Consider the following 25,418-nt stretch of genomic DNA (forward strand, 5'->3'; position numbering starts at 1 on the left):
AAGGTCACTCCGCGGCGAGGGCCGAGGGGACCTCGGCGTTCTCCGCTTCGACGCCGCGACGCAGCGGCCGCCTGGAGAAGACCCGGCGGACGAGGACGTAGGCGAGAGGGGTGAAGAAGATGCCGAGGGCGGAGGCCGCGATGGTCCCGCCGAGCACGCTGATGCCGATGGCCGAGCGTCCGGCCGCGCCGGCGCCGCTGGCAAGCGCGAGGGGGACGACGCCGAGGCCGAAGGCGAAGGAGGTCATCAGGATCGGACGCAGGCGAAGGTGCGCCGCCTCGATCGCGGCTTCCCGCGGGCTCGCGCCTGCTTCCTCGGCCTCCTTGGCGAACTCGACGATGAGGATCGCGTTCTTCGCCGACAGGCCGATCACGGCGAGGAGCCCGACCTGCAGGAAGATGTCGTTGGACAGCCCCGTCAGCAGGACCGCCGCGACCGCGCCCATGACGCCCAAGGGAACGATCATCAGGACCGAGATCGGCACGGTCCAACTCTCGTAGAGGGCGGCGAGGCACAAGAAGACCACGAGGACCGACAGGATGTAGAGGGTCGTCGTCTGACCGGAGACCTCGATCTCCTCGGCCGACAAGCCCGTCCATTCGATGTCGAAGCCCGGGGGCAGCTGGCTCGCCATCTGCTCGATCTCCTCGATCGCGACGCCCGAGCTGACGCCCGGCGCGGCGGAGCCGGTGAGGGCCATGGCAGGCACGCCGTTGTAGCGCTCGAGCCTCGGCGAGCCCGTCACCCAGGCCGTGTCGGCGAAGGCGGAGAAGGGCACGAGGTCGCCGTTCCTGTTCGGAACCCGCCACAGGAGGATGTCCTCCGGCGTGCCCCGGTAGGGCGCGTCGGCGGAGACGTAGACGCGCTTGATCCGGCCCCTGTCGAGAAAGTCGTTGACGTAGACCCCGCCAAGCGCCGTCGCGAGGGTCGTGTTGACGGCGGTCGTGTCGAGGCCCGCCGAGAGCGCCCGGTCGTAGTCGATGTCGACCGAGATCTGGGGGACGTCCTCGAGACCGTTCGGGCGGACGCCGACAAGGTTCGGGTTCTGCGCGGCCATGCCGAGCATCTGGTTGCGCGCCTGTAGGAGGCCTTCGTGCCCGGCGCCGCCCCGGTCCTGGACGTAGACGTCGAAGCCGGAGGACTGGCCGAGGCCCGGGACGGAGGGCGGGGTGAAGGCGAAGACGCGGGCTTCCCTGATCTGGGAGAAGCGGCCCATGGCGCGGCCCGCGACGGCAGAGGCGGAGTTCTGCGCGCCGGGACGCTCGTCCCAGTCGCGAAGCCGGACGAAGGCGGTGCCCGCGTTCTGGCCCTGACCCGAGAAGCTGAAGCCCGCCGCCGTGAAGACGTGTTCGACGGCTTCGGACTCTTCGTTGAGGAAGTAGTCGCGCACCTGCTCGAGCACGGCCTCGGTCCGCTCGAAGGTCGCGCCGGGGGGCAGCTGAACGAGGGCGAACATGGAGCCCTGGTCCTCGTCGGGCAGGAAGGACTGCTCAATCCGGCTGAAGGCGAAGAGGCTGACGGCGGTCAGCGCGACGAAGATCGCGAAGAAGCGGCCGGAGCGCGCGAGCACGGCCTGGACGCCGCGGGCGTGACCGCGCGCCGTCGCGTTGAAGGCGCGGTCGAACCAGTGGAGCGGCGCGGCGAGCCGGTAGCGCCACGTGCCGGGCTCGGCCTCTTGCGCCTGGCGGCGCGGCTTGAGCAGCGTCGCGCAGAGCGCAGGCGTGAGCACGAGCGCGAAGAAGACCGAAAGACCCATGACGGTGACGATGGTCACCGCGAACTGGCGGTAGATGACGCCCGCCGTGCCGGGGAAGAAGGCCATCGGCACGAAGACCGCCGAGAGGACGGTACCGATGCCGACGAGCGCCGAGGTGATCTGCCCCATCGCCTTGCGCGTGGCGGGGACGGGGTCGAGCCCTTCCTCCTCCATCACGCGGTCCACGTTCTCGATGACCACGATGGCGTCGTCGACGAGGAGGCCGATGGCGAGGACCATGGCGAGCATGGTCAGCGTGTTGATCGAGTATCCGAGGAACAGGAGGATCGCGAGCGTGCCCAACAGGACGACCGGAACGGTGATCATGACGATCAGCGTGGCGCGGATCTTCTGCAGGAACAGGAACATGATGATGAAGACGAAGAAGCCCGCCTCGAACAGCGTCTTCACGACCTCATGGATCGACTCGTCGATGAAGGGCGTCGTGTCGACAGGGATGATGACGTGCCAGCCCTCGGGCAGGGACTCCGTCAGCTCGTCGGCGCGGGCGCGCACGCGCTCCGCCGTCTCGAGCGCGTTGGCGCCCGAGGCGAGCTGGATCCCCATGCCGCCGACGGGTTGTCCGTCGAACTTCACTTGGATCGCGTAGTTGTCCGCGCCGATCTCGACGCGGGCGACGTCGCCGACGGTGACCTGACTGCCGTCCGCATTGGTGCGCAGCGGGATGGCCGCGAACTCTTCCGGCGTCTCCATCAGCGACTGGACGGTGACGGTGGCGTTGATCGCCTGACCGGGCAGGCTCGGACCCGCGCCGATCTGGCCGCCCGTGATCTGCACGTTCTGAGAGCGAACGGCGGTGACGACGTCCTGCGGGGAGAGGCCGAAGCTCGCGAGCTTGTAGGGGTCGAGCCAAATCCGCATGCCGTAGCCGGCGCCGAACTGGGTGACGGTGCCCACGCCCTCGACCCGGCTGATCGGGTCGATGATGTTGGACCGAAGGTAGTCGGCGAGGTCGACCTGCGTGGTCTCCGGGTCATCCGAGACGAGGCCCATGATCAGAAGGAAGCCCTGGCGCGCCTTGGCGACCGTCAGGCCCTGACGCTGCACGGGCTCGGGCAGGAGCGCGGTCGCGCGGGCAAGCTGGTTCTGGACTTGGACCTGCGCGATGTCGGGGTCGGTGCCCGCATCGAAGGTCACGGTCATGCTCATCTGGCCGTTGGCCGAGCTGTCGGCCGAGATGTAGCGCAGCCCGTCGAGGCCGGTCATCTGCTGCTCGACGATCTGCGTGACCGCGTCCTCGACCGCCTTGGCAGAGGCGCCCGGATAGGTCGCACTGATGGTGATCTGCGGCGGCGCGATCTCGGGGTACTGCTCGACCGGCAGGCCGCGCAGGGCGATCAGGCCGGCGAGCATGGTGAGGATGGCGATGACCCCGGCGAAGATGGGCCTGCCGATGAAGAAGTTTGCCACGAGCGGACTCCGGGGGCGGCGGTCCGCCCCGGCTGAAGGTTAGAGCTCGCCGCCGCCGACGGGGGCGGCGGAGGCCGAAGAGGGATTGGACGCCATCTGCTGCTGCGGCGTCACGGGCTGGCCCGGCTGGAAGGTGCCGAAGCCGTCGGTGATGATGCGCGTGCCGGGGGTAAGGCCGGAGACGACCCAGTGGTCGCCGACCGCGCGCTGGGTTTGGACCGGCTGGGCCTGCGCCGTGTTGTCGTCGCCGAGGACGAAGACCATGCCCGTGCCGTCGGGCGCGCGGCTGACCGCCGCCTGCGGCACGAGGACGGCGTCACGCGCCGTGCCTTCGACGATGTGGGCACGCACGAACATGCCCGGCAGCAAGATCTCGTTCGGGTTCGGGAAGGAGGCGCGCAGGGTGACCGAACTCGAGGAGGGGTCCACGGACACCTCCGTCAGGGCGAGCGTGCCTTGCTGGTCGTAGGTGCTGCCGTCCTCGAGGGTGAGGGTCACGGGCAGGCGGTTGCCGTCGGCAGCGGCGAGCTGACCATCGGCCATGGCGCGCTTCCAGCGAAGAAGCTCCGCAGAGGACTGCGTGACGTCGACGTAGACGGGGTCGAGCGCGGTGACCACGGCGAGCGGGCTGCCCTGGCCTGCGGTGACGAGCGCGCCTTCGGTGACGAGGGCGCGGCCGACATGCCCGGCGATGGGCGCGCTGATGGTCGTACGCTCGAGGTCGATTCGCGCGCTGTCGCGAGCGGCGCGGGCAAGCGCGACCTCCGCGGCTGCTTGCTCTGCCGCTGCGACGGCGTCGTCATAGTCCTGGCGGCTGACACCGCCGCCCTCGACGAGGCCTTCGAAACGATCGCGCCGGCCTTGCGCCGCGGAGACCGCGGCCTGAGCGCGCTGAAGCTGCGCCTGGGCGCTGTCGAAGGCGGCCTGATAGGGCGCGGCGTCGATCTGATAGAGCGGCGCGCCCGCCTCGACCTTCTCCCCTTCTTCGAAGAGGCGCTCCGTCACGATGCCGTTCACCTGAGGCCGGACCTCGGACACGCGCGACGCGGCCACGCGGCCGGGCAGCGTGACCGAGTAGTCGACGGGCTTGGAGACGACTTCCTGCACCGAAACGGCAGGCGGCTGAGCCGCGCCGGGCGGTCCGCCCGTGGCGCCGTCGGTGGGCCCGGCTTGCGGCGCCTCACCGCCGCAGGCCAAGAGGAGAGGCAACAGCGCGAGGGCGGCGAGGGCGGGTTTGGTTCTCATGATCACGACACCGTGGATGGCGGCCGGAGCCGGTGCTCCGCATTGAGTTGAATGAACGTTCGATCTACCTAGGGACCGTTACCGTTTGCGTAAGCCCGTAACAACAACATTTCGTGCATCGCAGCATCACGAAGGCAGGAGAGCCGATGACCGATGAGGCAAATCAAGAGGATGCGTCCGAGGCGCCGCCGGCCAGTTTTCGGGCCGACGAGCGCAAGGATCGGCTGCTCTGCGCCGCTGAGCGATGTTTCATCGACAGCGGCTTTCACGGTGCGCGCATGGCGCAGATCGCAAAGGCCGCCAGTGTAAGCCCTGGACTGATCTACCACTACTTCGACAGCAAGGAGCAGATCATCGCCGAGCTGATCCAGCGCCACTTCAACGAGAAGAAGGCGATGCTGGCCCGGATCGAAGAGACCGACGGCTCGGTCCTCGACGCCTTCTTGGCGAGCCTCGAAGAGGGGCTTCAGTCGAGCCTCGATCCGTTCTGGTCCGCGATGACGCTCGAGGTCACGGCGGAAGCGACGCGAAACGACGACATCGCCAAGCTCCTCTGCTGCTCCGACGGCGAGATGCGCGACAGGCTGCGCGCGGCGCTCAAGCGCGAGAACGATGCGCCGGACATGGACGCCCGGATCGAGATGTTCGTCGCCCTGATCCAAGGCCTCGGCATCCGGGCGATCCGAAACCCCGACATGGAGCGCGAAGCCGTCGTGAAGCTGCTACGCGACATGGTCGAGCACCTGTTCCGGCGCAGACCGCAAGACTGAGCGCAGCGCCGCCCGGAACGTCCCGGGCCTGCACCTGTTCGGCCCGCAAGCTCCAAGGGCCCTTCACGATGCGCTACGGCATTCATGCCAGCCACGAGCAGTTCGACCCGACGACGCTACTGACCTGCGTGCAGGAAGCGGAGGCGGCGGGCTTCGAAGTCGTCACCGCGTCGGACCATCTTCATCCCTGGAACGAGCGGCCCGGTCATGCGGCCTTCGTCTGGTCCTGGCTCGGCGCCGCGATGCAGACGACCAAGCTCGACTTCCGAACGGTCTCCTGTCCCGGCTACCGCTACCACCCAGCGATCCTCGCGCAGGCCGGCGCGACGCTCGGCTTCATGCATCCGGGGCGCATCGCGATGTGCCTGGGCAGCGGAGAGCGCCTGAACGAGGCGACCACCGGCATCGCCTGGCCCGTGAAGTCCGAGCGCAACGCGAAGCTGCAAGAGTGCATAGGGGTGATGAAGCGCCTCTGGGCCGGCGAGACCGTGACCCACAGGGGCCGGGTCATCGTCGAGGAGGTCAAGCTCTACACGCGGCCGGAAGAGCCGATCCCGGCCTTCGGTGCCGCGGTGACGCCCCAGACGGCGCGCTGGCTCGGCGGGTTCGCCGACGGCCTCGTCACGCTGGCGGGTGGCCCGCCCGAGGACCTGCGCCGCGTCGTCGACGCGTTCCGCGAAGGCGGCGGCGAGGGAAAGCCCATCACCTGCCAGGTGAAGCTCGCCTGGGGCGAGGAGGAGGGAGCCCTTCGCGAGGACGCGCTTCGCAGCTGGGGCACGAACCTGCTTCAGGGGCAGGTCGTGTGGGAGATCCCGACGCCGAAGCAGTTCGAGGAGGCCACCGCCTACTTGACGACCGAAGACCTCGACCGCACGGTCAGGGTCTCGACCGACCTCGGCCAGCATGCGGCCTGGATCGCCGAGTACGCCGAGTGCGGCGTCGACGAGCTGATCCTGCACAACGTCGCCACCAATCAGCGCCAGTTCGTGGACGCCTTCGGGCAGCACGTGCTGCCGCAGCTGAAGTGAGGCGGGCATGAGCTGGTGGCACGACGAGGCGATCTATCAGATCTATCCGCGGTCGTTTCAGGACACGACCAAGGACGGGGTCGGCGATCTCGAAGGCATCCGCGAGCGGCTGCCCTACCTCAAGGACCTAGGGGTGGGCGCGATCTGGCTCTCGCCGATCTTTCCCTCGCCGATGAAGGACTTCGGCTACGACGTGGCCGACTACACCGGCATCGATCCGCTCTTCGGCGACATGGCGGCGTTCGACCGGTTGCTGACCGAAGCGCACGAGCACGGCTTGAAGCTCCTCCTCGACTTCGTGCCGAACCACAGCTCCGACCAGCACCCATGGTTCCAGGAGGCGCGCAAGGACAAGGACAACCCGAAGCGGGACTGGTACATCTGGCGCGATCCGGGCGAGGGCGGCGGGCCGCCCAACAACTGGGTCTCGAACTTCGGCGGGCCGGCCTGGACGCTGGATGAAGCGACGGGGCAGTACTACCACCACGCCTTCCTGAGCTCGCAGCCCGATCTCAACTGGCGCAACCCCGAGCTGCGCGCCGCGATGTTCGATGCGCTGCGGTTCTGGTTGGGCAAGGGCGTCGACGGCTTCCGGGTCGACGTGATCTGGCACCTGATCAAGGACGATCAGTTCCGCGACAACCCCGAGAACCCCTTCGTCCGGGACGGCGCGCCGGAGATCGACCGGCTATTGCAGGTCCACTCCGCCGACCAGCCCGAGGTCCACGACGTCATCGCCGAGATGCGCGCCGTCATCGACGAGTACGAGGACAGGCTTCTGATCGGCGAGATCTACCTGCCGCTCGAACGGCTGATGGCCTATTACGGGCAGGACGGGCGGGGCGTGCACCTACCCTTCAACTTCCAGCTCATCTCGGCGCCCTGGCGCGCGGAGAGCCTCTCGAAGCTGATCGACGAGTACGAGGCGGCGCTGCCCGACGGGGGATGGCCCAATTGGGTGCTGTCGAACCACGACCAGCCGCGCATCGCGGCCAGGATAGGAGAGGCGCAGGCACGGGTGGCGGCGATGCTGCTGCTCACGCTGCGGGGCACGCCGACCCTCTACTACGGCGACGAGATCGGCATCGGCCGGGTCTCGATCCCGACGGACCGGATCCAGGACCCTTGGGCGAAGCAGGAGCCCGACGCGAGCTTCAACCGCGACAAGGCGAGGACGCCGATGCAGTGGGACGAGGGACCGCACGCCGGCTTCACGAAGGCCGAGCCTTGGCTGCCCCAGACGGACGACGCCGCTACGCGCAACGTCGCGGTCCAGAGGGAGGAGCGAGGCTCTATGCTGAGCATGACGAAGGCGCTGTTGGCCCTGCGTCGCGACGAAGGCTGCCTTCGCACCGGCGACTATCAGCGGCTGCCGGCGGAAGGGCCGGTCCTCGCCTATGCGCGCGGCCACGGCTCGCTCGGGGTGTTCTTGAACCTGTCGGACGAGGCTTGCGAGACGCCGCTGCCGGAGGCCTACCGGGGCGGGGCGCTCCTCCTCTCGACGGTCGGCGGCGCGGCCGTCTCCGACGGTCCCACGCTCGCCCTGCGGGCGAACGAGGGCGTCGTCATCCGGAGGCGCGGATGATCCCGGACCTGTGGTACAAGAACGCGGTCATCTACTCCTTGTCGGTCGACAGCTTCCTCGACGGGAACGGCGACGGGGTCGGCGACTTCCGTGGCCTGATGCGGCGCCTCGACTACCTGCAGGGCCTCGGCGTCACCGCCGTCTGGCTGATGCCGTTCCACCCCTCGCCCCGGCGCGACCACGGTTACGACGTCGCCGACTACTACGGGGTCGATCCGCGCTACGGCAGCTTGGGCGACTTCGTGGCGTTCACCGAGGCCTGCCGGCAGCGGGGTATCAGGGTGATGATGGACCTCGTCATCAACCACACCTCGGACAAGCATCCGTGGTTCCAGGCGGCGCTGAAGGACCCCTCGTCGAAGTACAAGGACTACTACATCTGGGCGAAGAAGAAGCCCAAGGACGCGGATGACGGCGTCGTCTTTCCGGGCGTGCAGGAGACGACCTGGACCAAGTCCGACAAGGTCGGCGAGTACTACTTCCACAAGTTCTACGCGTTCCAGCCCGACCTCAACATCGCCAACCCCGAGGTGCGGGACGAGCTGCGAAAGGTCATTGGCTTCTGGCTGGCGCTCGGGGTCTCGGGCTTCCGCATGGACGCGGTGCCGTTCCTGATCGCGGCGGACGGGGTGAACGTGAAGGACCCCGAGCCCGCCTACGAGTTCCTGCGCGAGATCCGCGCCTTCGCCCAGTGGCGGACCGGCGACGCGGTGCTCCTCGCGGAGGCCAACATCCCGCCGCAGGACTGCATCGAGTACTTCGGCGGGGCGGGCGACCGCCTGCACATGATGTTCAACTTCCCCGTCAACCAGACGATGTTCTACGCGCTCGCCGCCGGGGACAGTCGGCCCCTGCGCGAGAAGCTGGAGGCGTCGCGCGGCATCCCCGACACGGGCCAGTGGGCGAACTTCCTGCGCAACCACGACGAACTCGACATCGGGCGTTTGCCCGACGACCAACGCCAAGCGGTCTTCGACGCCTTCGGGCCCGAGCCCAAGATGCAGCTCTACGACCGCGGCATTCGCAGGCGCCTCGCGCCGATGCTGGGCGGCGACAGGCGGCGGATGGAACTCGCCTACAGCCTGATGATGACGCTGCCGGGCACGCCGGTGATCCGCTACGGCGACGAGATCGGGATGGGGGAGGACCTCTCGCTCAAGGAGCGCCTCGCCGCGCGCACGCCGATGCAGTGGTCGGCGGAGAAGAATGCGGGCTTCACTCCGTCCGATGAGCCCGTCCGCCCCGTCGTCGACGAGGGGCCCTTCGCCTACCGGGCGGTGAACGTGGCGAACCAGCGCCGCGACCCGACCTCGTTCCTGAACTGGACCGAACGCACGATCCGGATGCGCAAGGAGCTGCCGGAGATCGGATGGGGCGCGTTCGACGTTCTCAAGACACCGCCGCACATCCTGGCACTGCGCTACGACTGGCAGGGCCGCGTCTCGGTCTTCGTGCACAACCTGTCGGCCGAAGCCGTGACCGTCCGCCTCGACGGCGACGCGGTCAGCGAGGCGGGCGCCCCCCTCGTCTGCCTTCAGACCGACGACCGGTCCGAGCGCAAGGACGGCGTCCACGACCTGACGCTCGAGGCTTACGGCTACCGCTGGTACCGCGTCGGCGGCCTGGAAGACATGATCCCGGGCGATGACGGCTTCACCGCGGTCTCGCGAGCGTGAACGGTCCGCAATTGACGCAATGCAGCAATGGAATATCTCCTTCAGGCCGGATTCGGCGTTCTCTACTCAACTCACCTTCCGGCGCTTCGTGAAACGACTACTGCTCCTCGTCCTGGTTTCGTTGCTCTGCCTTCTGCCCGCGCTCGACGGGGATAGAGGCTCATTCCGCGAGGAGGCCGCGGCGATCGGCGACGTCTTGGTATCGTCGGCGAACGCGGCGGAGGCGCAGCAGGACGAGAACCGAGCGGCACCTCAGGCCGCACCGTCGGAGGCCGAGGCGCAGGCACCGACGTCCGAGGCGCAAGCCACGCCGCCCCCTGCGCAGCAGAGCACGCCCTTCAGCTTCGACACCGTGATCGCCGAGGCCCGCGCCTTGGCGGCCGAACCCTATGCCGAGCCGACCGAACGCGCGCCGCGCGCCTTCGGCGACCTTACCTACGATCAGTACCGGCGCATCGAGTTCATCCGCGAGGAGGCCGAATGGGCGCAAGACGAGGGCAGCGCCTTCCGCGTCCACTACGTGCCGCAAGGCTTCCTCTATAAAGAGCCCGTGCGGCTCTCGCTCGTCGAGAACGGCACGGCGCAGCCGCGTCCGCTCGAGCCGTCGGAGTTCCGGTTCTTCGACCTGCCGCTGTCGGACGAAGACAAGGCGGCACTGCGCTTCGCCGGCTTCAGGATCACGACGCCGCTCAACGCGCCCGGCAAGTGGGACGAGGTGATCAGCTTCCAAGGAGCGAGCTTCTTCCGCGCGCTGGGCGTCGGGAACACCTACGGCACCTCGGCGCGTGGCCTCGCGATCGGTACGGGCTCGCCCACCGGCGAGGAATTCCCCGCCTTCCGCGCCTTCTGGCTCGAACACCCCGCCCCCGGCGCGCGGACCATGACGATCTACGCCCTCATGGACAGCCGCAGCGTCGCCGGCGCCTTCCGCTTCGTCGTCACGCCCGGCCTTCAGACCGGCGTGGACGTCGAGGCCGTCTTCTTCCCCCGCCGCGACATCGCCGAGGCCGGGATCGCACCGCTCACCTCCATGTTCGACTTCGGTCCGCAGGACCCCGCGCCCGAGCGTGCCGACTTCCGCCCCGGCGTCCACGACGCGGGTGGGCTCGGCATCGTCCAAGCGAACGGCGAGTGGGTCTGGCGTCCGCTGACCAACCCCGAGCGGCTCGAGATCTCGAGCTTCGCCGAGCAGCCGCCGCGGGGCTTCGGCCTCCTGCAGCGCTCTCGCGACTTCAAGGACTACGAGGACATCGAGGCCCGTTACGACCTGCGGCCGAGCGTCTGGATCGAACCGAGAGAAGGCTTCGGCCTAGGGCGCCTCGTTCTGGTCGAGATTCCCACCGATAGTGAGGTCAACGACAACATCGTCACCTTCTGGCGCCCGGCGGAGCCGTGGAGGGCGGGGTCGGAGGTACGGGTCGCCTACAGGATGTCCTGGGGCGCGACCGCGCCGGTCGTCGCGCCTGTGGCCGACGTGACGGCGACCCGGACGGGCCGCGCGCTGAACTCGAGGAACCAGATGTTCGCGATCGACTTCGACACGCAGGGCCTCGGCGCGGTCGGACCGCTGCGCGCCTCGGTGACGAGCAGCCAGGGCGAGATCCTGAACCCCGTCCTGGTCGCGAACCCGCACACGGGCGGGCACCGGCTGAGCTTCGAGATCGCGCCTGGCGACGCGCAGATCGCGGAGCTTCGGGCGCAGCTGCTCGCGGGCAATGGCGATACGGCGAGCGAGACCTGGCTGTACCGGTGGCGGCCGTGAGCGAGGAGGCGGACGTCAGCCAACCGCCCCGGCCGCCTGAATCTCCACTCGCCATGCCGCACCAATCCTTGCGGGCGGCGCCGAAGACGGCCCGACCGCGAGCCACGTCCAAGGCGTGGCGAAAGGGCTTCGTCGGCGCGGTGTCCGTGGGCGTGACGACCTTCGCCTGGGGCGAGATGTACCTCGTCCTGAACGTCGGCGGGATGACGGCGCTCGAATGGGTGCTGCTCTGCGTCTTCTGCCTCAACCTCGCCTGGATCGCCTTCGCCTTCGGCAGCGCGACCGTCGGCTTCCTGGTCGCCGCCTGGCGCGAACTGCGCCCGCCCAAGCGGTGCGAGCACGAGTTGACGGGGCGCACGGCACTCCTCTTCCCGATCTACAACGAGGACGTGGCGAGCGTTTACGCCGGGATCGAAGCGGCGGCGAAGGGCCTGCGCGAGACGGCACCGAACGCCTTCGAGGCGTTCATCCTCTCCGATACGACCGACCCCGAGGTGGCCCTCATCGAGGAGGAGGCGTTCTTCCGCCTACGCGAGCGGATCGGCGAGGGCTTCTGCGTCTGGTACCGGCGCCGACCGATCAACACGGCACGGAAGTCCGGCAACGTCGAGGACTTCGTCACCCGATGGGGCGGCCGTTACGATCACATGATCGTCTACGATGCGGACAGCCACATCGAGACGGAGACGCTTCTGGAGCTGACGCGGCGCATGTCGGCCTCGCCCGATACGGGGCTGATCCAGACGATCCCGCAGCTGATCGGCGGCAAGACCCTCTTCGCGAGGACGCAGCAATTCGCCGCCGCCCTTTACGGTCCTTTCCTCGGCACGGGCGTCGCCTGGTGGGCGCAGGACGAGGGCAATTTCTGGGGCCACAACGCGATCATCCGCACCCGAGCCTTCGCCGAGGCCGCAGGGCTTCCCACCCTGCCGGGCCGCGCGCCCTTCGGCGGCACCATCCTCAGCCACGACTTCGTCGAGGCCGCGCTGTTGCGCCGTGCGGGCTGGCGGGTGCGGATCGCGAGCGAGGTCGGCGGCTCCTTCGAGGAGTGCCCGCCGACGATCATCGACCTTACGATCAGGGACCGGCGCTGGTGCCAGGGGAACCTCCAGCATGCGGGCGTCCTCCTGCGGGCGAAGAAGCTGACCTGGACGAGCCGCCTGCACCTCATGATCGGGGTGATGTCCTACCTCGCCTCGCCGATGTGGCTCCTCTTGATCCTCGTCGGCATGGGGTTGTCGCTTCAGGGCAAGTTCCTCGCGCCCGACTACTTCGGTTCGGACCGGGCGCTGTTCCCGGACTGGCCGGTCATCGACTCCGCCCGCGCCCTCCGCCTCTTCTTCCTGACGATCGCGATCCTCTTCGCGCCGAAGCTCTACGGACTGCTGATCGGCCTTCTGTCGAAGGACTGGCGGCGCAAGGTGGGCCCGATCCGCACCGTGCTCGGTGTCCTTGCCGAGACCGTTATCTCGGCCCTCATCGCGCCGATCCTCATGGCCGCGCAGACCGGATCCGTCGTCTCGATCCTACGCGGCAAGGACACGGGGTGGTCGCCGCAGCAGCGCGGCGACGAAGGCTACCGCTTCGGCGACGTGATGCGGCGGCACGCGGGCGCCATGGTCCTGGGCGTTGCGCTGATGACGGCCGCGCTTCTGATCTCGCCGGTCTTCGCGGTTTGGCTCTCCCCTGCGGGCATCGGCATGGTCCTCGCCGGTCCTCTGTCCTGGTGGACGGGCTCGCTCGGTGCGGGGCAGGGCGCGAAGCGGGCAGGCCTGATGCTGACGCCGACGGAAGTCGCGCTGCCGGCGCCGTACACGGACTCACGTGCCGTGCGGTCCGCCTATGAAGGCCTCACAGCGCCGAGCTTCACCGAGGCGCTGACCGACGGCGCCTGGCAGAAGCGGCGCAAAGCCTTGCCGGACCCGCATTGGCCCCTCGCCCGGGGCGAGGTTCACTCCGCCCTCGCGACGGGGGCGGCGAAGGTCCTCAGCCATGCGAGCGAGACCGACCTCGAGAGCTTTCTTACGAAGGCGGAGCGAATGGCCCTCCTCGACTCGCCGACCGAGCTATCGCGCGCTCGGCGGCGCGTGCGGGCCGCCCGCGCCGAGCGGACGAAAAAGCCCGCGCTGCGGATCGTGGGCGCTCAGGGCTAGAGGCGTACGATCAGCACACTGCCCGGCGGAAGCCGGGCGCTACCGTCCTCGAGCAAGCCACCATGGTCCATCGCCAGCGTCTCGGCGTCGCAAAGAGCCCGATCCGTGTAGGTGCCTTCAGTCTGGCCGAGGTTGAAGAGGCAGAGGATGCGTTCGCCCGCCTCCGACCGCTCGAAGATCAAGAGAGGCTCCGCCGAGTCGCGAAATGCGATCGTGCCCCGGCGCAGCGCCCGGTTCGCCTGGCGGAGCGCGAGGAAGCGGCGAGTGAAGGCAAGAGTGCTGTCCGGATCGGCCTCCTGCGCCTCTACGGATAAGGGCAGGTGGCGCGGGTCGATCGGCAACCAGGGCTCCGCGGCCGAGAAGCCCGCATCCGCCGACGTCCTCCACGGCATCGGCGTGCGGCAGCCGTCCCGACCAAGGCCTTCGGGCCAGAACCGAATCGCCTCGGGGTCGCGGAGCCGTTCGAAGGGAACCTCCGCCTGCGGCAGGCCGAGCTCCTCGCCCTGATAGAGGAAGGGCGTGCCGCGCAAACACAGAAGGAGGGCGAGAAGGAGCTTCGCGCGCGCCGGCGTCTCAGGCCCGCCCCAGCGGGTCAGGACGCGCGCGACGTCGTGGTTCGAGAACGACCAGGACGGCCAGGCGTCCTGCGACGTCCACGCCTCGAGCGAGCGGCGGATGAGGCTCGGCGTCAGGGCGTTCGCGTGCAGGAAGCTGAAGCTGTAGGCCGTATGGAGCCGTGCCGCCCCCTCCGTGTACTGCGTCATCCGCACGATGGGGTCAGCGCTGAAGACCTCCGCGACCATCATGCGGCCCTGGTGCTCGTCCGTCAGCGCGCGAAGCTTCGCGAGGAACTGCAAGGTTTCGGGACGGGAACGGTCGTAGAGATGGCGCTGGAAGTTGTAGGGCCGGTCGCCTGAATGGCCTTCCGCCACCGGATTGTCCCGAAGCTGCGCGTCGTGGACGTAGAAGTTCGCGACGTCGAGGCGGAAACCGTCGACGCCTCGGTCGAGCCAGAAGCGCGCGACGTTCAAGATCGCTTCGCGCACTGCGGGTTCGTGGAAGTTGAGGTCCGGCTGCTCTTCGAGGAAGTTGTGCAGGTAGTACTGCCGCCTGCGGCTGTCCCAACTCCAGGCGGCGCCGCCGAAGACGGAGAGCCAGTTGTTCGGCGGACCGCCGTCCGGGGCGGGGTCCGCCCAGACGTACCAGTCGGCCTTGGGGTTCGTCCGGTCCTTGCGGCTCTCCTGAAACCAAGGGTGCCTGTCGGAGCTGTGGGAGTAGACCTGGTCGATGATGAGCTTGAGGCCGCGGCCATGCGCCTCTTCGAGCAACCGGTCGAAACCGGCCAGGTCGCCGAACATGGGATCGATCCCGGTGTAGTCCGACACGTCGTAGCCGAAGTCGGCCATCGGCGAGGGGAAGACCGGCGAGAGCCAGATCGCGCCCACGCCGAGCGAGGCGACGTAGGGCAGCTTGCGCCGAATGCCTTCGAGGTCGCCGACGCCGTCCCCGTCCGTGTCGAGGAAGCTGCGCGGGTAGACCTGATAGAAGACGGCGTCCTTCCACCACTCGGACATCGGCGTACTCCTTCGCTCGAAGCGGCCTAGCGCGGAGGGGCCGGCGACGCCTAGGCTGGTCGCACAGGGAGCGCTCACTTGTACGACCTTCTCGTCATCGGCGGCGGCATAAACGGTGTCGGCGTGGCCCGGGACGCCGCCGGGCGGGGCCTTCGCGTACTCCTTTGCGAGAGGGACGACCTCGCGAGCCACACCTCGTCGGCCTCGACCAAGCTCATCCATGGCGGCCTGCGCTACCTCGAACATTACGAGTTCAAGCTGGTCCGGGAGTCGCTCGTCGAACGCGAGCGGCTCCTCGGCCTCGCGCCGCACATCATCTGGCCGCTTCGCTTCGTCCTGCCGCATCACAAGGGCCTGCGGCCGGCTTGGTTCCTTCGCCTCGGCCTCTTCCTCTACGATCACCTCGGCGGCCGGGAAGCCTTGCCGGGGACCCGGTCGGTCGACCTGACGGCGCCGCCCCATGCGGGCATCCTCGGCCGGGCCTACGAGAAGGGTTTCGAGTACTCCGACTGCTGGGTCGAAGACGCCCGTCTCGTCGTCCTGAGCGCGGTGGATGCGCAGGAGCGGGGGGCTGAGGTCCTGACCGGAACGGCATGCACCGGGCTGACCCGGCACGAGGACCGCTGGGATGCGGCGCTCACGAGCGCGGAGGGTTCAAGGGTCGTCGAGGCCAAAGCGGTCGTGAACGCCGCCGGGCCTTGGGTCGGCGAGGTCGCCGGGCTGGCCTTGCGCGGGCGGTCGAAGTCCTCGGTGCGCCTGGTCAAAGGCAGCCACGTCGTCGTGCCGAAACTCTATGAGGGCGGGCACGCCTACATCTTCCAGAACACCGACGACCGGATCGTCTTCGCGATCCCCTATGAGGACGACTTCACCCTGATCGGGACGACCGACGTGCCGCTCAATGACCCGAACGAAGCGGTGGCCGCGACCGACGAGGAGGTCGCCTACCTCTGCAAGCTGGCGAGTGACTACTTCGCGACCCCGGTCACGCCTGCGGACATCGTCTGGACCTATGCCGGCGTCCGGCCGCTCTTCGACGACGCCGAGGAGGACGCGTCCAAGGTGACACGCGACTACGAACTGGTCCTCGATCACGATGGAGGCGCACCGATCCTGTCTGTCTATGGCGGTAAGATCACGACCTTCCGGCACCTCGCCGAGGACGCTCTGCGCGAGCTGGCAGACGTCTTCCCGCAGATGGGCGAGGCGTGGACGCAGGACGCGCCGTTGCCCGGCGGGGATCTTGGCAGCGGGTTCGACGCCTTCGCCGCCCGCTTCGCCGCGGCGCATGCTTGGCTGCCCGCGGCGCTCGCCCGTCGTCTGTGCCGAGCCTACGGGACGAGGGCCGAACATGTGCTCGGCGAAGCGACGAGCCTTGCGGACCTTGGCGAGGCCTTCGCCGCCAGGCTGACGGAGGCTGAACTGCGCTACCTCGTCGAGGCGGAGTTCGCGCGGGGGCCGGACGACGTCCTGTGGCGCCGCTCCAAGCTCGGTCTGCACATGACGGAGGCGGAACGAGCGAGCGTCGCAGCCTGGTTCGACCGCCGCTAGCGCAGGAACGTCAGCTCGAAGCGGTGCCGGGCATGGCCGTCATCTTCGGTGTAGGGCGCGTCGCTCAGCGGCTGCGCCACTTCGTAAGCGAAGACGACATGTTCGCCTAATCCGATCCGCAAACCGCCGCCCGCCGAGAACAGGGTCTTGCCGTCGGCTCTGAAGTCCTGATCGTCGTTCCAGGTCGCCCCCGCATCCGCGTAGACGTAGGGTTCGATCCGAACCCGGCCGTCGTCGCGCTTCGTGGGAAGCCCGAGCTCGGCGTAGGCGGCGAGGCCGTCCTCACCCAGGACCTCGCCGAAGTCGTAGCCGCGCCCGAAGTCGCCGCCGCCGATCGCGAACTCCTCTTGATAGACGACGGGATCGTCGGCGACTTGGAAGGTCGCGCCGAGTCCGATCGCCGCGCGGCCGAACCGTTGGCGCAGGACGCTGGACCCGCGCAGCGTGACGAAGCCGCCCTCCGCGTCGGGACGGCTGGAGTGCTCGGCGCTGCCGGTGTCGCCGACCGACAGGGTGAGGTCCGCCCGAAGCGCGCGCCCTCCGCCCGTGCCTTCGTAGACGAGGCCGCCACGCACCGCGCGCATCTCGTCCTCGTAGAGCCGTTCGCCGTCCTCTTCCTCCGTCACGCGCGACGCCTCGACACTCGCGCTCCAGTAAAGGGCGCTGTCACGTCGAAGGCGGAGCGGCTGTCGCACACCGCCGACGATCTTGTTCATCGAACCATCGAGGTCGCGGTCGGGGAAGGCGCTGATGGGTGCGGTGGTCGACGCGGTGACGGCGACGAAGGGCCGTGCGCCGCCCTTGGTCGGGGCAGCGTCGTAGCGGACGACGCCGTAGCCGAGTTCGGAGGTCGCGGCGGGCTTGGTCATGAAGCCCAAGGATAGCCCGTCTCCGGGCGCGAAGAGGCTGTTCGCCTCGAGGCCGAGATAGGTCTTCACCGCCTCGCCGCGGCGCGTCCCCTTGTTCGTCGCGAAGAGGCGGCCACCGAAGCGCTTCAGCCGGGCATCCACCTCGAGTGCGTACCGGTCCTCCGCGAGGCGGGCGGGGCGGACGGCGTCGATGACGAGGCCGGGCAGGCGGCGGGCCTGCTCGCTGGCGGCCTCCAGGTCTCGGGCTTGGGCCGGGGCCCCGGTGACGACCCGGGCGAAGGCGGCTTGCGCCGCGCCCGCGCCGGAGCCCTTGGCGTCGATGCGGACGACCTGGCCTTCGCTCAGCGCGATGCGGAGCGTGCCGCCCTCGATCGTCTGCGGCGGCAGGGCGGCCCGGGTGAGGTAGTAGCCGCGCGTCTGGTAGGCGGCGGACAGGGCGTCCGCCATCGCCTTGAGGTCACCGGTCTCAAGATCGCGCTTCTCATAGGCTTCGGTTACCGCCGCCAGTTCCGTCGCCGGAACGACGGTGTTGCCTTCGAAGGCGGCCTGCTCGAACCGGATCGACAGGGCGGAAGGCCTGCGCGAGCCCAAGCGGGAAGGGGGCGGGCTAGGCGCGTTGGCGGGCGCGGTCACGCGCGCGGCAACGAGGATACCGCTCTCTAGGGGCGTCTCGGCGAAGGTCGGCGCACTGTTGGCGAGGCCCACGCCCAGAAGCGCGACCGGTACCGTCCACTTTAAGAGAGATGGCCCACCCATATCCAGCCGGTAGCGCGGGCCGAGTTAAGGCGAGCTTACAAGAGCTTGTCTAATTATGGTTTACGCTTGTTTACCTCGTTTCTTGTCCTTCCGTTCACGCGCTGGCGCGAAGTGGTCGTATTGGAGAGGATACCCGCATGCGCCCTTATGTAATTCTCGCACTCCTAATGAGTTTCACTCTGTTCTGCTTCGCCAATGCGCGAGCGGCGGAGCCGTGGACTCTCGTGGAGGCGGATGGGCGCGTGATGATCAGCGGTTCTCCGGCTACGAGCCCGGCGACCCTGCCTCAAGGCGCCTGGATCGAGACAGGGGAGGACGGTCGCGCCGTCCTCAACCGCGGCGAGCAGCGTATCGCGCTCGGACCGGGCACGCGCATCGCCTTGCCCGCAGAGACGCAAGTCGGGCACACCCGGGTCGATCAGGTCCGCGGCGAGGCGCGCTACACCGTCGACAAGCGCAGGGCACCGCACTTCGAAGTGCGCACCCCGCTGGTCGCCGCCGTCGTGAAGGGCACGCAGTTCACCGTGACGGCCGAGGGCGAGAGCCACTCGGTCTCCACGCATGAGGGCCTCGTCGCCGTCAGCGCCGCGAGCGGCGGCGCACCGGCCATGGTCGGTGCGGGCCTGCGGGCGAGCGTGCGCCCCGGTAGCGGCGTCGTGGTCGAGAAGGCGCCGCCGCCGAAAGCCGCGGCGCCTGCCCGCAAGCGAGCTGTGCCGACGAAGGAGGATCAGACCGAGGACACCGAGAGCGACGCGCCCGACGCCGAGGCGCCCCAGGTCGCCGAGACCGAGCCTGCGGTGAGCGCGCTCGCCGACACCGTGGTGACCGAAAGCGAAGCCGGTGCGCCGCCGAAGAAGGACGAGCCGCCAGCGACGCAGGAACCTGCCGCCCCAGCGCCGGCGCCTTCGCCGAAACCCGAGCCGGAACCGCAGCCGGTACCCGGGGATACGGCGGAGCCGGAGGAACAGCCGGCGCCCGCGCCGCAGCCCGAACCCGCGCCTGAACCCGGGCCTGAAGCTGAGCCTGCGCCCGAGCCGGCCCCCGAAGCGGACGAAGAGCCTCAACCCGCGCCGCAAGAGCCCGCGCAGCCCGAAGAGGAGGACGGCGACGAACCCGACGCCGTTCCCGCGGAGGACGACGAGCACGATCACGACCATAATGACGTCCGCGGCACGGACAACGACGTCGACGGCAAGAAGAACAAGGTCGACGGCGCGTCCAACAAGGTGACGGGCGACGACAACGAGGTTCGCGGAACCAGCAACACCCTCGTCGGCGACAAGAACAAGGTCGACGCGAGCTGGACGAAGGTGTCCGGCGACAAGAACAAGGTCAAAGGCGCCTGGATCGAGATCGACGGCCGGAAGAACGACGTAGAGGGACGCGACATCCGCGTGACCGGCGAGGACAACAAGGTCCGTGGCCTGAGCGTGACCGTGGCTGGCAACCGCAACGACGTCCAGTCGACCTTCGGCGTCTTCCGGATCCCCACCCTGATCGAAGGCGACCTCAACGTCGTCCGTGGCGGGGGCGCCAACACCATCGGCGGCAGCGAGAACAAGCTGACCGGCTCTTACGGTACGATCTACGGAGACCGGAACGACGTCGAGGGCGACCATGCCGACGTGGAGGGGAGCGACAACCTCGTCAGGGGCGCGAACGCCTTCGTCCGCGGCGTCTGGAACAACATCCGCGGAGACGGGAACCACGTCGAGGGCGACTACAACAAGGTCGTCGGCGACGACAACACGCTCTACGGCCACTACAACGACGTCGAGGGAAGCGGGAACGATGTGACCGGCGACCGGAACGTGGTCGTCGGCGACGACAACACGCTCTTCGGCAACCTCAACGAGGTCGACGGCAACCGCAACCTGGTCGTCGGAAACGGAAATCCGGTCCGGGCGAACGGCGGCATAGTCTACGGCGACGGGCCGAACGCGACGAAGTGACGCCAACCTTCCTCAGGTTCTCGAAGGCGTTGCCGGGCGCGGGATACCGCCCCGGCGACGCCGTGACCGCGCTTCTGGTTCTGAGCCTGCTCCTTCTCGGCTTGCAGACGGGTCTGCTGGGGCGGCTGGACAACGCGCTGACGGATGCCCGCTTCACCCTCTCCCAAAGGCCGCCGACTGGCGAGCTCGTGGTCGTCGCGATCGATACGAAGTCGCTGGCGGCCAACCCCGTTTGGCCGTGGCCCCGAGCGGAGTACGCTCGGCTCATCGACGTGCTGGACGAAGAGGGGGCGGCCGCGATCGGTTTCGACCTCGACTTCAGCGCCGCAGGGGCCTTCGGTACGGACCAGGCGCTCGCGGACGCGGTGATGGGCGCACGGGCAGAGGTCATGACCGCAGTGTTCCGCCAGCCCGTGGACGGTGTTCCGGGCATGATGGTCGAGATGCTGCCCAACACGAAGATCCGTTCGCACGTCACCCTCGCCTCAGTCGCCTATCCGACCAGCGCCAACGGCCTCGTCAGAATGCTGCCCGCCGCCGAGCCCTTCTCCTTCGGTCCCGTGCCGAGCATCGGTGCCCAGCTGTCCGGCGTCGCGCCGGCGGAGGCCGTAGCGCTCGACTTCGGCATCGATCTCGACGGCATCGTCACCTACTCCTTCTCGGACGTGCTCGCACGCCGCGTGCCCGCCGGCGCCTTTGCCGGGAAGAAGGTGTTGGTCGGGGCCACGGCGATCGAGCTTGGCGACGAGTTCTCTCTGCCGACCAAAGGTCTTTGGCCCGGCGTGTTCCTCAACGCTCTCGGCTACGAGACGCTCGCCCAGGGGCGCGCTTTGCGAACCGCGCCGCCCTGGACGACCCTTCTTCTCGTCGGCCTCGTCGTCGCAACCGGCGTTCATCCCCGGACGCGGCGGGACCTTCTGCCCTACGCGCTCGGGCTCGGGGTCATCGGGGCCGGTCTCTTCGGTCTGAGCCTCGTCCTGCACGAGGCGCTGGTGCTGCGCTTCGACATCGGCGCTCCCCTGCTCGCGCTCGTGTTCTCGGGCGGCTTCTGCCTCTTGCGCGAAGCCGAGCAGCAGGCGGGCACTCTGTTCCGTAACCAGATGATCAACCAGGCGCAGCGCCTCCTCTTCGAGCGCCTCGTTCACGAGAGCCACGGCGGGATAATCACGCTGAACCGGTTCGGCGACGTCGAGCTGTGCAACCCGCAGGCGCGGAAGATGCTCGGCATCGCTTCGAACCCAGTGGGCAAGCCGGTCGGAATCGTCGCGCCCGCCCTCGCAGCCCACGTCCGCACGCCCGTCGAACCGACCTCGCTGCGCACGGCCGAGATCGAGGTCGAGACCGAAGGCGAGGACGAGGTGAGCACGATCGAGGTCTCGATCAGTCGCCTCGAGATTCCACTCTCTGCCAGCCGGTTCGAACGCCGCCGCGAGCCGCGAGAGGTCACGCTGGTCTCGCTCTACGACGCGACGCCGGCGCGGCGAGCGGCCGAGGCCGAGCGTTTGGCGAAGGAAGAGCACGCCGCCGCGTCCGAAGCGAAGTCGCTGCTGATCGCGACCATGAGCCACGAACTCCGCACGCCGCTCAACCACATCATAGGCTTCGCCGAGCTGATCGCCGGCGAGATGATGGGTCCCGTCGGCACACCCGAATACACCGAGTATGCAGGCCATATCGGCACCGGCGGCAAGCGGCTTCTGAGCGTGGTCAATGACATGCTCCTGGCCGGTCAGCTGCAGTCGAACGAGATCGCGATCTACGAGGACGAGGCAGCCTTGGAGGGAATCCTGAACGAGGCGCTGGACGGCTTGTCCCGGGACCCAGCGCAGGTCGAGGTCGCGATCGCAGCGCACCGCGCGAGGATCGACGCCAAGCTCGTCGGCACGGCGGTGCGGCACCTCGTGGACAACGCGCTCAAGTTCGGCGGCGGATCGGACGTCCGCGTCTCAGTGAACAATCGGGGCGACGAGCTTCGGCTCCGGGTCGAGGACGACGGACCGGGCGTGGACCTCGAGAGGGCGGAGCTCACTTCGCTCTTCGTACAAGCCGACGGCACGTTGGCGCGGACGCAGGACGGGTGCGGCATCGGGCTCTTCCTCGTCGACGGCATCGCACGTCTTCACGGTGGCCGCCTGCGCCTCTTCTCCGCGCCCGGCCGCGGCTTCGCCGCGGAAGTCATCCTGCCAGGCCGCGCGATCGCGCCCCGCGCCGCCGGCCGCTTGGTCGCCTGAGACCGAAGGTCGCTTCGCGCCGCCGCCCGCGCAGGGTAGAGGGCGGCATGACCGTCCATCTCATGAAGGTCGCCGTCGGGTGCCCCGACGTGCAGACGCTGCAGTCGCGCCAGCGCCGCTTCGCCAAGAGCGGGGGCGGTATCGCGCACACGACGCGGATGTGGCCGAAGCGGGCGGAGGAGATCCTGGCGGGCGGCTCGCTCTACTGGGCCGTCGCGAAGTCGCTCTGCGTGCGGCAGGAGATTCTAGGCCTGGAGGCGGTGACGGTCGACGGCACGCCGAAGTGCCGGATCAAGCTCGACGCAGCCCTCGTGCCCGTTCGGGCGATGCCGCGCCGACCGTTTCAGGGCTGGCGCTACCTCGAAACGTCCGACGCCCCTCCGGACCTGCCGAAGGGGCGAAGCGCGGACGAGGCCGCGCTTGATGCCATGCTCTTGGAGCTCGGCCTCATGTAGAAGCAGGGACGAGCCGTCAGGCCTCTGCGGCGGCAGGGACCGCCGGTTTGCCATCCTTGCGCTTCGGTCCTTCGACCGCTGGGACCGTGGTCTCGCCGATCGGATCGTCGGCATGACGGACGTTGCCCTCGAAGCGGGCGCCGACCTCGATCGACATGGCGTTGTGAACGATCTCGCCGCGGACGAGCGAGCCTGCCGCCAACTCGACGCGCTGCGCCCTGATCGAGCCTTCGACCGTTCCGCAGACGCGGACGCTGATCGCGACGACCTGTCCTTCGATCCGTGCGCCCTCGCCGACGACGAGCCCCTTCGCGCGGAGGTCGCCTTCGAGAAGGCCGTCGAACTGGACCTCGCCTTCGGACTCAATCGTGCCGCGAATGACCACGTCGGCCGAGATCAGGGACGGCACGCCCTCGCGCGCGGTCTTCGGACGCGGCGCCGCGCGCTTCGCGGGCTCGGCGCTCGCCTCGAAGGTTTCCGTCAGTCCCAACTCGGTCGTCTTAGCTTTCGAAAACATAGCGTCCCGCCTCGATGAACTTCAAAGGATCGACCTGTCGGCCGCGATAGTGGACCTCGTAGTGCACGTGGGTCCCCGTCGATCGGCCCGTGCTGCCCATTAGGCCGATGACGTCGTGCAGCTCGACCTTCTGGCCGGTGCGCACCTTAATGGCGTTCATGTGCCCGTAGCGGGTCTTGAAGCCGTTTCCGTGGTCGATCTCGACGCAGCGGCCATAGCCGCCACGGACCCCGGCGAAGGTGACGCGGCCGGGTGCCGTCGCGAGGATCGGCGTGTTCGTCCGCGCGGCGAAGTCGAGGCCCTTGTGCTGCGCGCGCCGGTTCTTCTTCACCGGGTCCCAGCGCACGCCGAAGCGCGAGGTCATGCGGTGCCGGTCCTTGACCGGCGCGGAGAGCGGGATGACCTTGACCGCCTCGGTCAGGACGGCCGCCTCGCCGAGCGTGCGGGCGACACGGGCCGCGGTGCGAGTGTAGGGATCGCGGGGCAGGTCGTCGGCGGGAATGAGGGGGCCCCCCTGACCCGTGAAGGGTTCGGCCTCCCCAGCGGCCTCGTCTTTCGGACCGCGAATCAGGCTCGCGAGCAGAGGCGCCGACAGCGTCTCGGTCTGCGCATCGACCACACCGCTCATGTCGACGCCGGTATGACGCAGAACCTCGGCGAGCTCCTCGATGCGGATGCGCGTGTCTTCCTCGAGCGCACCCATCATGGCGAGCTGGCGGGCGGAGAGGTCGGCGCTCTGAAGACGCATCCGCGAGAGGGCGGCGTCGTCGATCTCGCCGGTGACACGCATCTGGGAGAAGCGGGTGAGGGCGTCGCGGCGCAGGCTCGAGACGCGAGATTGGCGCGGCGTCGGCTCGCGGCCGATGGGGTCGACCATGACGCGGTTGCCCGACTTCATCGGCTGGCCACCCGGCGCGCCGGTCTCCGACAGCGTGTCGGATAGGCCCTGAAGGCGACCGTCGATCGCCCCTTTGTTGTCCATCAGGCCGCGGAGCGTGTCGGTCTGAGACCGCAGGTTCGAGATCGCCGCGTCGAACTCGCGGGCGTAGACGTAGTTCAGCGCGCTGACCTCGTCATAGGCCGTCTCCTGCGACTGCAGGCGGCGCTGGAAGGCGGCGCGCTCGTCGCGCCGCTGCTGCGCCTCGGCGATCTTGATCTGCTGCTCGAAGACGAAGTTGACGGTGGCGAAGGCGACCCACAGCAGGAAGGCGCCGAGGATCAGCGCCATCGCCATCTGAGTCTGGCTCGACAGCTTGACGAAGCGGACGACGCCGTCGCTCCGGTGGTAGATCTGGCGCTCCCGGAACGCGCGGCCCATGGCCCGTGCCATCCGGTTTTGCTGCCTTCCCATTACTCGCCCTTCCGACAATAGCCGCCGGGCAGGCCCCGTGAGACCTCCCGCCGTATCAAGCCTCACCGAGCCGTGAGAGTGCACGAGGACCCGTCGGCTCTGCAAGCGTGACGGGAGGTGCGTACCGGAAAGTAATTAACGGGGCGCTCCTCCGTCCTCTTCGAGACGGTCCCGCCCGTTCAGCTTCCTTCAAGCTGTATGGCGAGATTGTGCCGCCTTCAGAACCGCTTCGGCGTGGCCGGGCACACGGACCTTGCGCCAAACCTCGGCGATCCTGCCGTCCGCGGCGATGAGGAAGGTCGAACGCTCGATCCCCATATAGGTCCGGCCGTACATGCTCTTCTCGGTCCAGACGCCGTAGGCCTCGCATGCGGCGCCGTCCTCGTCGCTCGCGAGGGGAACGGTGAGGTCGTGCTTCCGCCGGAACTTCTCGTGCTTCTGCGGGCTGTCCTTGGAGATGCCGAGCACGGCCGTGCCCGCTGCGCCGAACGCTGCGAGGTGTTCGGAGAAGGCGATCGCCTCCTTGGTGCAACCGGCGGTATCGTCCTTCGGATAGAAGTAGAGGACGAGTTGCTTGCCCTTGAAGTCCGCCAGGCGGACCTGCCCGTCCTCGCCGTCCAGGGTGAAGTCCGGCGCCTCGTCTCCGGGTTGCAGCATGGGATCCTCCTGATGGTGTGGGCGCCTCGCTTAGCCAGAGGGTCTCCCGCCGGTCCAGATCGTAACCCGGCGCTTCCTTGCCCGCGCCGCGTACGCGCT

The 25,418-nt window shown here is 68.7% G+C and carries 17 protein-coding genes; 10 read left to right on the forward strand and 7 right to left on the reverse strand.

Annotated features, from left to right (window positions below):
• Positions 1–4 precede the first annotated feature (4 nt).
• The gene (locus tag GGQ59_RS10165; RefSeq protein ID WP_183818192.1) at positions 5–3,187 is read right to left on the reverse strand and encodes an efflux RND transporter permease subunit; all 3,183 of its coding nucleotides are present in this window, start codon (positions 3,185–3,187) and stop codon (positions 5–7) included.
• A 39-nt stretch (positions 3,188–3,226) separates the two neighbouring features.
• A complete protein-coding gene (locus GGQ59_RS10170; protein WP_183818194.1) occupies positions 3,227–4,432 on the reverse strand; it encodes an efflux RND transporter periplasmic adaptor subunit in 1,206 nt (401 codons plus the stop codon).
• A 146-nt stretch (positions 4,433–4,578) separates the two neighbouring features.
• On the opposite strand from GGQ59_RS10170, the gene GGQ59_RS10175 reads away from it, so the two are divergent.
• The 6 genes from GGQ59_RS10175 (at position 4,579) to mdoH (ending at position 13,406) form a co-directional block, all read left to right on the forward strand.
• Entirely contained in the window at positions 4,579–5,202 is a 624-nt protein-coding gene (locus tag GGQ59_RS10175; protein ID WP_183818196.1) for a TetR/AcrR family transcriptional regulator, read from the forward strand.
• Positions 5,203–5,270: 68 nt separating this feature from the next.
• A complete protein-coding gene (locus GGQ59_RS10180) occupies positions 5,271–6,230 on the forward strand; it encodes a TIGR03885 family FMN-dependent LLM class oxidoreductase (RefSeq protein ID WP_183818198.1) in 960 nt (319 codons plus the stop codon).
• 7 nt (positions 6,231–6,237) lie between these two features.
• Positions 6,238–7,815 carry an alpha-amylase family glycosyl hydrolase gene (locus tag GGQ59_RS10185; RefSeq protein ID WP_183818200.1) on the forward strand — a complete coding sequence of 526 codons (1,578 nt, stop codon included), beginning with the start codon at positions 6,238–6,240 and terminating at the stop codon, positions 7,813–7,815.
• Positions 7,812–9,491, forward strand: a complete 1,680-nt coding sequence (locus GGQ59_RS10190) for an alpha-amylase family protein (protein WP_183818202.1) — start codon at positions 7,812–7,814, stop codon at positions 9,489–9,491. Before GGQ59_RS10185 ends, GGQ59_RS10190 begins: the two co-directional genes overlap by 4 nt.
• Positions 9,492–9,579: 88 nt before the next feature.
• Positions 9,580–11,253, forward strand: coding sequence for a glucan biosynthesis protein (locus GGQ59_RS10195; RefSeq protein WP_183818204.1), 1,674 nt, complete (start codon positions 9,580–9,582; stop codon positions 11,251–11,253).
• On the forward strand, positions 11,241–13,406 hold the full coding sequence (mdoH, locus tag GGQ59_RS10200; protein WP_343074320.1) for a glucans biosynthesis glucosyltransferase MdoH: 2,166 nt from the start codon (positions 11,241–11,243) through the stop codon (positions 13,404–13,406). Before GGQ59_RS10195 ends, mdoH begins: the two co-directional genes overlap by 13 nt.
• Here mdoH and GGQ59_RS10205 read toward each other — a convergent pair.
• Positions 13,403–14,980: an alpha-glucosidase gene (locus GGQ59_RS10205; RefSeq protein ID WP_183818206.1), complete on the reverse strand. Its 1,578-nt coding sequence runs from the start codon at positions 14,978–14,980 to the stop codon at positions 13,403–13,405. The genes mdoH and GGQ59_RS10205 overlap by 4 nt on opposite strands.
• Before the next feature lie 78 nt (positions 14,981–15,058).
• Between GGQ59_RS10205 and glpD the strand changes: the two genes are divergently transcribed.
• On the forward strand, positions 15,059–16,531 hold the full coding sequence (gene glpD, locus GGQ59_RS10210) for a glycerol-3-phosphate dehydrogenase (protein ID WP_183818208.1): 1,473 nt from the start codon (positions 15,059–15,061) through the stop codon (positions 16,529–16,531).
• Here glpD and GGQ59_RS10215 read toward each other — a convergent pair.
• Positions 16,528–18,156: a ShlB/FhaC/HecB family hemolysin secretion/activation protein gene (locus GGQ59_RS10215; RefSeq protein WP_183818210.1), complete on the reverse strand. Its 1,629-nt coding sequence runs from the start codon at positions 18,154–18,156 to the stop codon at positions 16,528–16,530. The two genes, glpD and GGQ59_RS10215, sit on opposite strands and share 4 nt — an antisense overlap.
• Before the next feature lie 245 nt (positions 18,157–18,401).
• Between GGQ59_RS10215 and GGQ59_RS15230 the strand changes: the two genes are divergently transcribed.
• The 3 genes from GGQ59_RS15230 to GGQ59_RS10230 are packed head-to-tail and all read left to right on the forward strand — an operon-like array spanning position 18,402 to position 22,794.
• Positions 18,402–20,108 (forward strand): FecR domain-containing protein, encoded by a 1,707-nt coding sequence (locus GGQ59_RS15230; protein ID WP_183818212.1) that lies wholly within the window; start codon positions 18,402–18,404, stop codon positions 20,106–20,108.
• Positions 20,105–22,339, forward strand: coding sequence for a CHASE2 domain-containing protein (locus GGQ59_RS10225; RefSeq protein ID WP_183818214.1), 2,235 nt, complete (start codon positions 20,105–20,107; stop codon positions 22,337–22,339). Before GGQ59_RS15230 ends, GGQ59_RS10225 begins: the two co-directional genes overlap by 4 nt.
• A 47-nt stretch (positions 22,340–22,386) precedes the next feature.
• On the forward strand, positions 22,387–22,794 hold the full coding sequence (locus GGQ59_RS10230) for a DUF1489 family protein (RefSeq protein ID WP_183818216.1): 408 nt from the start codon (positions 22,387–22,389) through the stop codon (positions 22,792–22,794).
• Between the two features lie 16 nt (positions 22,795–22,810).
• Here the strand turns inward: GGQ59_RS10230 and GGQ59_RS10235 are convergent, their stop codons facing one another.
• From GGQ59_RS10235 to bcp, 3 genes are all read right to left on the reverse strand, one after another.
• The gene (locus GGQ59_RS10235; protein WP_183818218.1) at positions 22,811–23,311 is read right to left on the reverse strand and encodes a bactofilin family protein; all 501 of its coding nucleotides are present in this window, start codon (positions 23,309–23,311) and stop codon (positions 22,811–22,813) included.
• A complete protein-coding gene (locus GGQ59_RS10240) occupies positions 23,295–24,662 on the reverse strand; it encodes a peptidoglycan DD-metalloendopeptidase family protein (protein WP_281373818.1) in 1,368 nt (455 codons plus the stop codon). The genes GGQ59_RS10235 and GGQ59_RS10240 overlap by 17 nt, the downstream gene beginning before the upstream one ends.
• Before the next feature lie 189 nt (positions 24,663–24,851).
• On the reverse strand, positions 24,852–25,319 hold the full coding sequence (gene bcp, locus GGQ59_RS10245) for a thioredoxin-dependent thiol peroxidase (protein ID WP_183818222.1): 468 nt from the start codon (positions 25,317–25,319) through the stop codon (positions 24,852–24,854).
• Positions 25,320–25,418: the final 99 nt, after the last annotated feature.

Source organism: Parvularcula dongshanensis (genome assembly GCF_014199615.1).
GTDB classification, from domain to species: Bacteria; Pseudomonadota; Alphaproteobacteria; order Caulobacterales; family Parvularculaceae; genus Parvularcula; species Parvularcula dongshanensis.